Below are 12,214 nucleotides of genomic sequence, written 5' to 3'. Positions count from 1 at the left end.
CATACACACTGTTGTAAAACGGTCAGCCGGGTGGGACAGCTGGCCGTGGTTCATGCTAAGCTGTCAGTTCGCTAGGGGTCCTGGAGCAGTCATCCGGGTGAGAGATACCCTTCGTACCTGATCTGGATAATGCCAGCGAAGGAAAGCGCAAAGTACCTCCCTCCTTTGATAGCTCCTGCGTTGGCGCCAGCCGAACAAGCAGCCTGCCGTGCTCTTTACCGAGTCGGCTTGAACCACGAGCAATCTATGTCCACACCGAATTTATCTGTTTCTGTATTGACCCTGGCGATCCTGCACGCGTTTGCCGTACCCGCCCTGGCCGCGAATGACACCGCCGAAGCCGTCGACCCGCAGGCGCAAAGCATGGCCGAAGTCGTCGTCACGGCCAGCAAGGCGCCGGCCGCCAGACGCGCCTCCGTCGGCGGTTTTTCCGACGCGCCGCTGCTGCAGACGCCGGCGTCCGTCACCGTCATCGGGCAGAAAGAAATACAAGATCTGCAGATCCGCAACCTCAGCGACGCCGTCAAGCTCGACGCCAGCATCAATGAATCGTACAACGCCGTCGGCTATGCGGAACAGTTCACCATCCGGGGCTTCAAGCTCGATACGAACTCCAGCTACCGCAAGGATGGCGTGGCGATCCCCGGTGACACGCAAATTCCGTTGGAAAACAAGGAACGCATCGAAGTATTGAAAGGCCTGGCCGGATTGCAGGCAGGCGTGGCCGCGCCGGGCGGCGTGATCGACTTCATCGTCAAGCGCCCGACCGCCGCGCCATTGCGCACCGTCACCGTGGAAACGCGCGAGCGTGGCACCCTGTATGGCGCCGTCGACCTGGGCGGCCGCCTGGAAGACACGCGCTTCGGCTACCGCGTCAACGTGGCGGCCGAGCGCCTGCGCTCCTACATCAAGGGCGCGGATGGCAACCGCAAGTTCATTTCCGGCGCCTTTGACTGGCAAATCTCGCCGCAAGCGCTGCTGCAACTCGATGCCGACTACCAGGACAAGGCGCAGGCGACGGCGCCCGGCTTCCAGCTGCTGAATAACACGACCTTGCCGACCGGCATCAGCGCCGACGCCATGCTCAACTTGCAGCCGTGGACGCGTCCCGTGGAAACCGTCACCAGCAATATCGGCCTGCGCTTCCAGTACGCCTTCAATGACGACTGGCGCGCCACCGTGTCGGCCAACCAGCACTCGTTCAAGCGCGACGACTACACGGCCTTCCCTTACGGCTGCAGCGCGCAAGACCTGTACCCTGGCTTTTGCGGCAATGGCGACTACGACGTGTATGACTACCGCAGCCTGGGCGAAACGAAAAAACCGCTGAGCGCGCAAGCCATGATCCAGGGCAAGTTCGCCACCGGCTCCCTGCGCCATGAATTCACGGCCGGCGTCTCGACCTTCCGCCGCAAGGACCGCGCCGGCCTGTACGTGTACGACTGGGCTGGCGTGAGCAACATCTACCGCCCGCAGATCGTCGACATGTCGACGGGCGTGCAAGGCCCCGTGCGCCTGGTGCGCAAGGATACGGAAAACTCCGTCTTCGTGCAGGATATCGTCAGCCTGGCCCAAAACTGGAAGCTGCATGGCGGCTTGCGCCATATCAATGTCGACGGCTACCAGTATGTGCTGAAGGCCGACACGGAAATCCGCGCCAAGCATGACTTCCTGCTGCCGAACGTCTCGCTCGTCTACACCCCGCTCGACAATCTGTCCGTGTATGCGGCCTATTCGCAGGGCATGGAACATGGCGGCACGGCCGACCGCAAGGCGGAGAACGCCAACGTGGAATTGTCGCCCAGCCGTTCGAAGCAGATCGAACTCGGCGTGAAAATGGATGTAACGCCGGACTTCATGGTGGCGGCCAGCCTGTTCCAGATCCGCAAGGGCCTGGAATTCCAGAATACCGCAGGCTACTTCGTGCGCGAAGGCCAGGCCCAGCACCGTGGCCTGGAATTGTCGGCCCAGGGCAAGGCATCGTCCAACCTGAGCCTGGGCGCCTCCGTGACAGCCCTGAACAGCCAGCAGTCAGGCACGGGCAATGCGGACCTCGATGGCAAGCGCGTGCCCAACGTGCCGGCCTTCAAGGCAGCCGTGCATGCGGATTACGCCGTGCAACAGGTGGCGGGCTTGAGCGTGAATGGCAGCTGGGAATATGCGGGCAAGAAAGCGTTTGAGTACAGCAACACGACCTTCGTGCCGTCGTACAACGTGTTCAACCTGGGCGCCGCGTACGCCACGCGCATCGCCGGCACGCGCGCCGTGCTGCGCGCCAGCGTCAACAACGTGGCCGACAAGTTCTACTGGCGCGACGTGACGCCGGAATCGGACGGCTATCTGTATCCGGGCGCCAGCCGCACATTCAAGGTCTCGGCGCAGTTCGACTTTTAAGTGAGGGAAATGGCAGGCGCTGCAGCTAGCGCCTGCTGCAGCAAAGGCGCCGCCTGTGCCAGGCGCGCCTCCAGGCTGTCGTGCAGCACGTGGTAGGCGATGCCGCGCGCGTCGAGCTCGTCGAGCAGGTAGCGGTAGATCAGCTGGCGCACGGCTTCCGACTCACGCTGCAAGCCGTCGGCCACCCACGGGCTGTCGGGCGCCGTCACCAGCGTCAGATCGTACTGCGTGGCATCGGCCAGCGCCGCCAGCGGCGCATCGGCGCCATGGAAATAATGGCGGCTGTAGACCACCGTCATCAACGGCGTCGTATCGCAAAACAGGAAGTGACGGGCTTGCGCGGCGGCTGCCGCTTCGCGCTCAACTTGCGTGCGCGCGATGCCATACTGGTCGGCCGCAACGGGCACCCTGCCCTGCGTCTCGACGAATTCGCGCAAGTATTCCGGTACCCAGACGCTGCCGTAGCGCTCGGCCAGGGCGGCCGCCAGGGTCGACTTGCCCGACGATTCCGCGCCCAGGATCGCCACGCGCACGCAACGCTCCATCACTTGAGGACCATCGCGCTCGGCGCGGCCGGTGCCGACTTTCTCCACGCCAGCAAGCCGATGATGGCCATCACGACGAAGAAGGCATACAGCACGGCCGTCAGGGTCAGGCCCTTGTGCAGGTACAGCCACACATACAGCACGTCGACGACGATCCAGGCGATCCAGTTTTCCAGTTTCTTGCGCGACAGCAGGAACTGCCCCACCAGGCTGCCTGCCGTGAGGAAACCGTCCGCATGCGGCACGTCCGTGTCCGTCGTCGTCAGCAGCCAGGCGATCAGCAGGAAGCCGACCAGCCAGCCTGCGGCGCAAGCCATCCAGCCGCGGCCATCGAGGCGCGTGACTGGCAGGACCTTGCCGCCGCTGGCCGGATGCAGCCACTGGTACCAGCCCCAGAACGAGACGCTGATGAACAGCAATTGCAAGGCCATGTCGCCATACAGGCGCGACTCGAAAAACACAAAACCGTAGGCGGCCGAGGAAATGATGGCGAACAGCCACGCCCAGTGATTCTGGCGGATGTTCAGCGCAACGGTTGTCAATGCCAGGACAAAGGAAATCAGTTCAAGCGGCGTGGTGGCAAAACCCAGCAGGAGAAGCGTATCGTTCATGGGAATCGTGATGAGGCTGGTGGTGCAGTATGCAATACCAGCCCTGAATAAGCAAGATTGCCCGCTCAGAGCGCTTAGGCGAAGCCGCCCTTGACGGCGCGCGCCAGCGAACGCTGCACGATCAGCTTGTGGAAAGGCCGGATCACCAGGATGTAGGCGCGTCCCACCGCATTATGGCAATGCACGACGCTGGACATGGTGATGCTGCCATGCGGCCCCGCGTCCCGGTGGCGCAGCACCGACAGGCGGAAGTCCAGGTGGCTGTCATCCTCGCCCACGATGATTTCATCGTCGCTGACGGCAAAGATGCGGAAGATGCCGATGCGCTTGCCTGGCCGCGCTTCCATCTGCCTGGCCGTACGGATGCCGAAGCGCGCCACGATGGCGTCGCGCACCACCATCAGCTTGCGCGCCCAGCCCGGCTGGCTGCCCAGCAGGATGCGCGCCAGGCTTTCCATGTCCATCTGGCGCGCCTGCGCGGTCGGCAGGTCGACGGCGTACGCGTCGGCCAGGTGGCTGCCCGGGTACAAAGGGGCGATGCTGGCGCCGGGCGGCATGGCCACGGCGCGTACCACGTTGCTCATCTCTTGCATGTGCTCTCCATGTGTTCAGTGATAACATGAGCATCATACACGACAATGTGAACAGCGATAACATAGAATGACAAGCCCAAGTACTTACCATCACGGCAACCTGCGCGACACCCTGGTCGCCGCCACCATCGCGCAACTGGCGCAGCAGCACGACGCCACCCTCTCGCTGCGCGAACTGGCGCGCACGGTGGGCGTGTCGATCGCCGCCGTGTACCGCCACTTCCCCAGCAAGGAAGCCTTGCTGGCCGACGTGGCGGCGGCCGGCTTCGCCAGCCTGATCGCCAAGTGGGAGGCAGAACTGCCGCCGCAGGGCAGCCTGCCCTCCGAGCAGCGTTTTCAGCTGCTGGGCCAGCAATACATCGAATTCGCCCTGGCCGCACCGGCCCACTACCGGCTGATGTTCGAGCACCAGGACGTGCGCCAGTTCCCCGCCCTGCTGGAAGCGGCGCAGGCGTGCTTCCAGTACGTGCTGCAGACGGCCGGCGCGGCCGTGCGCGAAGCGGGCCTCGATGCGCGCTGGGACAAGGCCGCCGCCAGCGCCGGCTGGTCGCTGGGCCATGGCTACGTGATGCTGCTGCTGAGCGGCCGCCTGGCCATGGCGGACGGCGGCGACGATTTATCGCCCGCGATGGTGCCGCGCTTTTTCCAGTTGCCGGTGGAGGCGTTGCGGCAGGCGCATCAGCAAGCGGGAGAACAGCAATGACGGCCATCGCCAGATGCACCGGCTGATCATGCAACATCCCATGGAACCATCCACTGTCCCGGGCACCGAGGGCTATGCAGACAATGCAGGGCAGCTCATCGCCCGATACGACAGCGTTGCCTTCCTGGAGAAGTACCGCCCCGTTGCTCATCTCTTGCCGACGCGAGCAAGCAGCGTGCTCGACATCGGCGCCGGGACAGGCGGCGACGCGGCGTGCCTGGCAAGCCTGGGGCACACAGTGGTCGCGCTTGAGCCCGTTGCCGCATTCCGCGCAGCGGGCATGAAGGCGCACGCCCCGGCCAACATCGAATGGGTGAACGATAGCCTGCCCGCCCTGTCTGCGATAGGCGCGCGCCAAACCAGGTATGACCTGATTGTCGTCGCGGCCGTCTGGATGCATCTGGCAGCGGAAGAAAGAATGGAGGCGATGGGCAATATCAGCATATTGCTCAAGCCCGGCGCAATGCTCGTCATGTCCCTGAGGCATGGACCAGCCCCTGAAGGCCGTCGCATCTTTGATGTATCCGCCAGTGAAACGGCAGAGCTCGCAATGCGGCATCAGCTCAAAGTGATGCTGCATACGCAGGCGCCATCCGTGCAACTGCAGAATCGCCAGGCGGGGGTGAGCTGGTCCTGGCTTGTTTTTGAGAAATGATTCAAGCTGAAGCAGCATGCGCCAGGGAGTTGGCACGGCGCGCAGTCAGCCGAATCTAGCCATTATTTTTGAAACGCCGTCAATTTATGCACAATATTTATGCACAATATATCGATAGACACGCTCTCCGTGATTGCAAGACAATGCATTGCGCTCACCTGTTTGCAACGCTTTTGCCAGCAGCATGCCCTTGACCATCCCGCCCTGTCCGCGTTCACCGAACACGTGTGGAAAGTGGCACAGCTCGCGCCTGGGGATTTTGCGGCCTGGGAACGCGGCTTTGCTTCACTGGCCGTGAACGGCATGGGCGATCCCTGGCCGGATGACATCCGCATGGCCATCCCCAGGCATCTGCTCGGCACGCTGGAGGAACTTGTTCAGCATGTGCTGGAAACGAGCGCCTGTAGCTGGTATGGCGACGATCTTGCGGCCAGCCGGCGGCAGCTGGAAGCCGTCCTTGCCATCTGTGCCAGGCACGATGTGGCCGTGCCGCAGCTTGCGCACTATGCGCAGCACGATGCGGCGCTGCGCGGCGGCTGGGGGCCGGTGCTGACGGACGAAGAAGTCAGAGCCTGGCAAGCCCTGATATAGCATGCGGCAGGCAACTGATCGGGCAGCCGCTCCTCTTCATCCGTACCGGCATCGACTTGCTTGACCACGGTCGGGAAGCGCGCGCAAGTCCTGATTTGCTCGAAAGCATGGCACAGCTGGCCAATTGCCGGCACGTCGGCTTCCATGCACGCGTTCGTGTCAAAGCTCAGCGAAAGGGACCGGCGTTGAAGGCAAAAGCTGACAATGCCTGATCCTTGAAGGGGGAGGCGCCCAGCACTGCCAGCGACGCGCTGCGGCAAGCGGGTCGTCCATCGTGAGCAATGACCTTGCACGATGGCAGGAATCGGGTAATCTATGCCCATCTCAATGTATAGAACGGCGACGATGAAGCGTGCAGAAGCGAGCGTTGACATGCTGTCCGGGCGCTTGCCGGCCAGCGATGAAGCCCCGCGGCAAGGGCTGCCCCCCCTGCCCCTGCCATTCATCCACCAGGCAGAGGACGGCATGGCGCCTGCGCTGCAGATCACCGTCCTGCATTTCCAGCCCTATCCATTCCAGAGCGCCGCCTTCCATGCGCATGACATCGCCCTGCCCGCCGCCATCGCGCGCAGCGTGCCAAAACGGCAAGCGGAGTATTTTTTCGGCCGGCTGGCAGCGCGCACCGCGCTGGCGCGCCTCGGCATCGCCGACGCGCAGATCGGCACCGGCGCCTCGCGCCAGCCCTTGTGGCCAGCCGGCGTGGTCGGCAGCATCAGCCACGGCGGCGGCTATGCCGCTGCGGTGGCCTTGCCGGCGCAGCGGCACGAAGCCATCGGCATCGACATTGAAGCGGTGGTCGGCGCGGAGATGCGCGAAGCCTTGCTGAGCACGGCGATCGGCCTGCCCGAGCTGGCCCTGCTGCATCAGCTCAACAGCGTAAACCCTCTGGAGTTTTTGATGACGGTGGTGTTTTCCGCCAAGGAAAGTTTTTTCAAGGCCGCCTTTCCCACGGTCGGCTACTATTTCGACTTTACCGCCGTGACACTGACCGCATTCGACGAAGCCCGGCGCACCCTGACGTTTCGGATCAACCAGACGCTGTCGCCGCGTCTGCACGCCAGCGCCCGGTTTTCCGTAGATTACGACTTGCTCGATGCGCACACCGTCATCACGCACTGCGGCTGGCGCGGATGGGTGTGATTCCTGGCTAGGATCCCTGCGACGTGGACGTGACGAATATTTCGCGCATGCACACGCTCTGCGGCAGCTGGTAGGCAAACGCGATGATGCCGGCCACATCTTCCGGAGCCAGCAGGGAGTCGAGCGTGCCCAGCCACTCCTCGAACATGGCGCGGGCGGACGCCGAGGTCGTGCTGCGCAACAGGGGCGTATCGACCACGCCGGGCGAGACGGTGCTGACGCGGATGTTGTGCTCAGCCATGTCCAGCCCCAGCGCCGCCGTATAGCCGTGGACGGCAAATTTGGAAGCGCAATAGCCGGCATGCATGGGAAACGCCTGGCGGCCGGCAATCGAGCTGACATTGAAGACCGTGCCGCGCCGCTGGCGCAGCATGCCTGGCAACACACTCTGAACCAGGTTGACGCTGCCGACGACGTTGGTATTGAGCATCTCGGCAAACTCCGCCGCGTCCTGCCCGGCGGCCGCGGCCAGCCGCATGATGCCCGCGCTGTTGACCAGGCAGTCGACGGTGCCATGGCGCTGCTCCGCCTGGCGCACGGCTTCCTGGACTGCCTGCGCATCGGCCACGTCCAGCGCGGCACAGATGGACTGCGGCAAGTCCAGCGCCTCCAGTGCCGCCTTGCGGCGGCCGATCAGCAGCAGCGGATGGCCGGCGGCGCTGAACTGCCGCGCCACCGCCGCGCCGATCCCGGAACCGGCGCCGCTCACCACGACGAGCGGGCGGCTCAACTGGCCATCCTGGCCGGACGTTTGCGCTGGGCGCGATCCTGCACGTCGGCATACATTTCCTTGACCGCATTGGCGGTGAAATGCGCCATGTATTCGTCGAAGCCGCCCTTTTGCACGATAGGCAGCGGCGGCACGGGCAGCTTGCCGAGCAGGGCCTGGTACAGCGGAGCAATCGGATCGTTCTTGTGCGCCTGGCGGAAACCGTTGGCCGTCACCGCGGCGTTCTCGGCGCCCGAAATCGACGCGGTAGGTGTCATGTCCTCGGGGCTGACGCCGATCTGCGTCTTGACGAACTGCATGTGCTCGTCGCGCCAGGTGCGCACGTATTGATGCATATACACCACCTGGCGCAGTATGTCGGCGCGCGGGTCGCCGTGCTGCTGCAGCAACGCCAGCACGATCTGCTGCAGCCGCTCGTCGTCGCCTGCCAGCTGTTCATCCATCGCCGCCAGTTGCAGGCGCAGGGCTTTGACCAGCGACGGATAAATCGTCAGGAACAAGCCCTTGCGCAAGTTGTGCGAATGCGAGCCGCTGGTGATGCCGAGCGCCGGGCGGATGGCGAAATACGCTTTCGGGCTGAGCGTGCGGACGATGGGACGGATGTTGTCGGTCACCACTTGCAGCAGCTTGCTGCACAGCGCCAGCGAGCGCGCATGCGTGCCGAACGTGGCTTGCTCATTGCCCAGCAAGGCAACGATGATCTCACTGGACACTTCATTGACCAGGCCCACCAGCACTTCGCTGATCTGGTGATAGGCGCGAAATTGCATCAGGCAGGTCGGATCCTTGAGGTCGACGCAGTTGACCGCTTCGCGCACTTCATCATTTTGAATCAGGCGCTGATAGAACACGCCAGCGTCCTCGCCCGCCTCGCGCCGCACGCCGGGCAGGCGCACCTGCTCCATGGCGCTGAGCCAGATCGACTCGTAATTGCTGTTGACGAAGCTGTGGAAGAAGACAAAACGCTGCGGATCGTCGAGATCCTTGTCGCCCAGATCGCTGTACTGCTCGGTGGCCTCGGCCCGCAGGATGGCGTGCATGCGCGCGGCCTGCACCAGATAATCCTGGAAGACGACCGAATCGCGGATGCTGATGCTGTCGCCCTGCTGGCCGCCCTGGTCCACCTGCACCAGCAACTGGGACAGGCTGTACAGGGTTTCGTGGAAACGATTGGCCCAGCCGATCTTCAGCGACGCGTCGGCGATGTGGCCGCGCTTGACGTCGTCCGTGATGCGGCGCGCCAGCACCACCAGATTATTCAGGCAAATCTCGGCGCCACGGAAGATGGCGATGGCCGCGCGGGCCGGCACCGCATGGCCGCTATTGTTGATCAGGCGATCCAGGTACTTAATGCCATGCAATAACTCGTAGTTGGCCAGCACGGCAGTACAGTCGATCTCGCCATTCGTGGCGAATGCGGCACGGCGATGGCGGATTTCCTCTTCGTCAAAGGACTTGGCCAGCAGCTTGGTGGTGGCGTGTTCCTCGGTGACCGGCAAATTACTTTTGCTCTGCAAATACGCGCGCACATCGTCCAGAATGGCTTGCGTGGCGGAGACGGTTGGGGTTTCCATTAAATTCCTCATAGGGCGACAAGGTCAGGGCTGCAGGCAGCAGCCGGCGGGCGAATCGCGGACAAGTATAGAAATCTCTCCCCTGCGCCGAAACTGTCATTTCCTCCAGTTATACGGGGAACCCATCTGTAGTCCAATGGCCCGCTCCAACCGCCCCTACTACACTGGATCCCCGCATGAGTCCTCCATCTTCACGCGACACCCTGCAACAACTGCGTCAGCACATGGCGCGGCTGTACGGCCTGCCGGTGCAACTCAGCCTGCTGGCGGCCCTGCTGCACGCCTGCCAGCACATCTACGGACAACGCACGCAAATATTGCTGCACTGGGCGGGACTGCCCTTGACGCCGGCCGGCGACGACGCCTCGGCCTGGCTGCGGCAACTGCTCGACGCCTGCGAAGCGCCGGCGGCGGGCAGCGCCCCCGGCCGTCCCGCGCAGGCATTGACGCTGGCCAGGATCGAAGTGCGCACGCCCCAGCGCAGCGTGATACTGGCGCCGTGCGATCCGATGCCCTCCGACGACTGGAGCATCCGCGGCGCGCCCGGCGGAGAGGCGCTGCAACAGGCCTGGCAACAGGCCGCCGCCACGCTGGCGCAGACGCTGGAGGCCGAATCGCTGGTCGAACTGTCGCGCGCGCTGGGCCTGCCGCCTGCCGCCAAGCCGCAGCCGGCGCTGTACCTGGTGCATGGCGCCGACGGCAGCGCGGCGCCCTTCGCAGCCCTAGCCGCCCGCCTGGATTGCCGCGTGTTCGCGTTCAACCTGCGCCAGGCCGGGCGCCGCCAGCCAAGCATACAGGCCCTGGCGGCGCACTACGTCAGGCGCATGCTGAGCGGCCCGCCCGCGGCGACCTACCGCATCGGCGGCCATTCCTTCGGCGCCATCGTCGCTGCCGAAATGGCGACGATATTGCGCAGCGTCGGCAAGCAGGTCGACCAGGTGGTGCTGCTGGATCCGTCGCTGGCCATGGCCGCGCGCGACCGCCAGAGCGACGCCGGCAACGAAATGCTGACCCTGTATCTGGCCCTGCATCCCGAGATGACCGAGCAGCAGGTCACAGGACACATGGATGCCGATGAACTGGCCGCGCGCATCGCGCAGCGCATGCCCAAGGGCCGCATCGACGAAGTGTTAAGCAACCGCCACGCCTGCCTGGCCCTGCTGCAGCGCTACCGGCCGACGCCGGGCGGCGCCGACGGCGCCAGCTGCCTGCGCCTGCATGCCCGCCAGCCTTTCATCGCCAGCTGGAACGCGGCGGCCATGGCGCACCGCCAGCCCGGCATCGAAGTGCCAGGCAACCATTTTTCCATGCTGGCCGAGCCCCATGCCGGCAGCCTGGCCCAACTGATACAAACGCACCGAGAATCCAACCATGACCACTCCTTACACTCCTGAATATCCCCATCAGCTGGTCGAGCGCCAGGCCCGCCTGACACCCGCGCTGCCAGCCCTGTGCTCGGCCGCCGGCAGCGTGTCGTATGGCGAACTCAATGCACGCGCCAACCGCCTGGCGCGGCTGCTGCAAACGGTGCATCAGGTGCGGCCGATGGACAGCGTCGCCGTCTGCAGCGCGCATGAGCCAAGCCGTTCGCTGCTGTTGCTGGCGCTGGCCAAGTGCGGCGCCGTGTACGTGCCCTTGGATATCGAATGCCCCACCGAGCGCCTGCAGCGCATCGCGCAACAGGCCGGTGTGCGCCTGCTGCTGACGGCGCTGAGCGAGCGCCGCATGGCGGCCGAGACCACGCTGAACGTGCTGCCGTGCGCGCAAGCCGAGCTCGCTGCCCGCGACCTGTCCGACGCCGACATGGCGCCGCTGGTGCCGGTGACGGCGCCGCTGTACATCATCTTCACCTCCGGCTCGACGGGCCAGCCCAAAGGCGTCGCCGTCTCGCACGCCGCCGCCTACAACCATTTCAGCTGGATCGTGCGCTACCTGAACGTCACGGCCGGCGACTGCTGGCTGCAAAGCATACATCCGTGCTTCGATCCATCAATGCATGAATTGATGGCGCCGCTGATGGTCGGCGCCCGCATCGCCTTCCTCGGCGGCGAGCGCAACATCGACGGCGACCGCATCGTCGACGCCATCGAGCGCCACCAGGCGACCCACATGACCACGGTGCCCACCATGCTCACCCTGATCCTGCAAACGCCGGGCGTGGAGCGCTGCACCTCGATGCGCGCGATGTGCGTCGGCGGCGAGGTCTTCCGGCCGGCGCTGGCGGCACGCGCCACCGCGCTGCTGCCGGCGGCCGGCATCTACAACGTCTACGGCCCCACGGAAGCGACCATCATGGCCAGCGCCTGGCGCTACGACGGCCAGCCCGCCGATTCGCTGCCGATAGGCGAGCCGGTGCCGCACACGCGCTTTTACCTGCGCGACGGGGAAGGCCGGGTGCATCGGCTCAGTCCCTTCCTCGAAGGCGAGCTGTGCATCAGTGGCGCCGCGCTGGCCAACGGTTATGTCAACGATGCGGCCGAAACGGCGCGCAAATTCATCGCCAATCCGCTGCCGGAGCCGGAAGCGCCGCAGCTGTACCAGCGCCTCTACCTGACCGGCGACGTCTGCCGCGTCGACGCCGACGGCGAGCTGCATTGCATCGGCCGCGTCGATGACCAGGTCAAGGTCAACGGCCAGCGCGTCGAACTGGCGGAAATCGAGGCCACGCTGCTCGATTC

General features: G+C 64.7%; 12 protein-coding genes and 1 riboswitch. Of the genes, 7 read left to right on the top strand and 5 right to left on the bottom strand.

The features are described from left to right. The first annotated feature begins 63 nt into the window (after nt 1-63). A riboswitch (TPP riboswitch) is annotated at nt 64-161 on the top strand. A gap of 85 nt (nt 162-246) precedes the next feature. Then, the gene (locus tag HWE17_RS20175) at nt 247-2,394 is read left to right on the top strand and encodes a TonB-dependent siderophore receptor (protein WP_176389986.1); all 2,148 of its coding nucleotides are present in this window, start codon (nt 247-249) and stop codon (nt 2,392-2,394) included. Here HWE17_RS20175 and HWE17_RS20170 read toward each other — a convergent pair. The 3 genes from HWE17_RS20170 to HWE17_RS20160 all read right to left on the bottom strand — a co-directional run bounded on the left by HWE17_RS20170 (nt 2,391) and on the right by HWE17_RS20160 (nt 4,143). After that, nucleotides 2,391-2,939 (bottom strand): AAA family ATPase, encoded by a 549-nt coding sequence (locus HWE17_RS20170; protein ID WP_176390029.1) that lies wholly within the window; start codon nt 2,937-2,939, stop codon nt 2,391-2,393. The genes HWE17_RS20175 and HWE17_RS20170 overlap by 4 nt on opposite strands. Next, entirely contained in the window at nt 2,939-3,550 is a 612-nt protein-coding gene (gene pnuC, locus HWE17_RS20165; protein ID WP_176389985.1) for a nicotinamide riboside transporter PnuC, read from the bottom strand. Before pnuC ends, HWE17_RS20170 begins: the two co-directional genes overlap by 1 nt. Nucleotides 3,551-3,624: 74 nt before the next feature. Further along, entirely contained in the window at nt 3,625-4,143 is a 519-nt protein-coding gene (locus tag HWE17_RS20160) for a DUF2867 domain-containing protein (RefSeq protein ID WP_255206328.1), read from the bottom strand. Between the two features lie 67 nt (nt 4,144-4,210). On the opposite strand from HWE17_RS20160, the gene HWE17_RS20155 reads away from it, so the two are divergent. From HWE17_RS20155 to HWE17_RS20140, 4 genes are all read left to right on the top strand, one after another. Then, the gene (locus HWE17_RS20155) at nt 4,211-4,846 is read left to right on the top strand and encodes a TetR/AcrR family transcriptional regulator (protein WP_176389984.1); all 636 of its coding nucleotides are present in this window, start codon (nt 4,211-4,213) and stop codon (nt 4,844-4,846) included. A 40-nt stretch (nt 4,847-4,886) separates the two neighbouring features. Next, nucleotides 4,887-5,501, top strand: a complete 615-nt coding sequence (locus tag HWE17_RS20150; protein WP_176389983.1) for a bifunctional 2-polyprenyl-6-hydroxyphenol methylase/3-demethylubiquinol 3-O-methyltransferase UbiG — start codon at nt 4,887-4,889, stop codon at nt 5,499-5,501. A gap of 99 nt (nt 5,502-5,600) precedes the next feature. After that, nucleotides 5,601-6,092, top strand: coding sequence for a hypothetical protein (locus tag HWE17_RS20145; protein WP_176389982.1), 492 nt, complete (start codon nt 5,601-5,603; stop codon nt 6,090-6,092). A gap of 345 nt (nt 6,093-6,437) precedes the next feature. Then, complete coding sequence (locus tag HWE17_RS20140) at nt 6,438-7,232, top strand: 4'-phosphopantetheinyl transferase (protein ID WP_176389981.1); 795 nt, start codon at nt 6,438-6,440, stop codon at nt 7,230-7,232. 7 nt (nt 7,233-7,239) lie between these two features. Here the strand turns inward: HWE17_RS20140 and HWE17_RS20135 are convergent, their stop codons facing one another. Both HWE17_RS20135 and HWE17_RS20130 read right to left on the bottom strand, forming a co-directional pair. Further along, nucleotides 7,240-7,962 carry an SDR family oxidoreductase gene (locus HWE17_RS20135; protein ID WP_176389980.1) on the bottom strand — a complete coding sequence of 241 codons (723 nt, stop codon included), beginning with the start codon at nt 7,960-7,962 and terminating at the stop codon, nt 7,240-7,242. Continuing rightward, on the bottom strand, nt 7,959-9,536 hold the full coding sequence (locus tag HWE17_RS20130) for a hypothetical protein (protein ID WP_176389979.1): 1,578 nt from the start codon (nt 9,534-9,536) through the stop codon (nt 7,959-7,961). The genes HWE17_RS20135 and HWE17_RS20130 overlap by 4 nt, the downstream gene beginning before the upstream one ends. Before the next feature lie 176 nt (nt 9,537-9,712). Between HWE17_RS20130 and HWE17_RS20125 the strand changes: the two genes are divergently transcribed. Both HWE17_RS20125 and HWE17_RS20120 read left to right on the top strand, forming a co-directional pair. Next, complete coding sequence (locus HWE17_RS20125; protein ID WP_176389978.1) at nt 9,713-10,930, top strand: thioesterase domain-containing protein; 1,218 nt, start codon at nt 9,713-9,715, stop codon at nt 10,928-10,930. Then, nucleotides 10,908-12,214 (top strand): amino acid adenylation domain-containing protein (locus tag HWE17_RS20120; protein ID WP_176389977.1); only part of this gene is annotated, 1,307 nt, incomplete at its 3' end. The genes HWE17_RS20125 and HWE17_RS20120, both read left to right, overlap by 23 nt.

Source organism: Janthinobacterium sp. BJB401 (genome assembly GCF_013372745.1).
Lineage (GTDB): Bacteria > Pseudomonadota > Gammaproteobacteria > Burkholderiales > Burkholderiaceae_D > Janthinobacterium > Janthinobacterium rivuli.
Note: the sequence above shows the minus strand (reverse complement) of the source record. Positions and strands in the feature narration are given on the sequence as shown.

Coding starts and splice junctions, on each gene's coding strand:
- HWE17_RS20175 (WP_176389986.1), top strand. CDS start 247: ATGTCCACACCGAATTTATCTGTTTCTGTATTGACCCTGGCGATCCTG.
- HWE17_RS20170 (WP_176390029.1), bottom strand. CDS start 2,939: ATGGAGCGTTGCGTGCGCGTGGCGATCCTGGGCGCGGAATCGTCGGGC.
- pnuC (WP_176389985.1), bottom strand. CDS start 3,550: ATGAACGATACGCTTCTCCTGCTGGGTTTTGCCACCACGCCGCTTGAA.
- HWE17_RS20160 (WP_255206328.1), bottom strand. CDS start 4,143: ATGCAAGAGATGAGCAACGTGGTACGCGCCGTGGCCATGCCGCCCGGC.
- HWE17_RS20155 (WP_176389984.1), top strand. CDS start 4,211: ATGACAAGCCCAAGTACTTACCATCACGGCAACCTGCGCGACACCCTG.
- HWE17_RS20150 (WP_176389983.1), top strand. CDS start 4,887: ATGGAACCATCCACTGTCCCGGGCACCGAGGGCTATGCAGACAATGCA.
- HWE17_RS20145 (WP_176389982.1), top strand. CDS start 5,601: ATGCACAATATATCGATAGACACGCTCTCCGTGATTGCAAGACAATGC.
- HWE17_RS20140 (WP_176389981.1), top strand. CDS start 6,438: ATGAAGCGTGCAGAAGCGAGCGTTGACATGCTGTCCGGGCGCTTGCCG.
- HWE17_RS20130 (WP_176389979.1), bottom strand. CDS start 9,536: ATGGAAACCCCAACCGTCTCCGCCACGCAAGCCATTCTGGACGATGTG.
- HWE17_RS20125 (WP_176389978.1), top strand. CDS start 9,713: ATGAGTCCTCCATCTTCACGCGACACCCTGCAACAACTGCGTCAGCAC.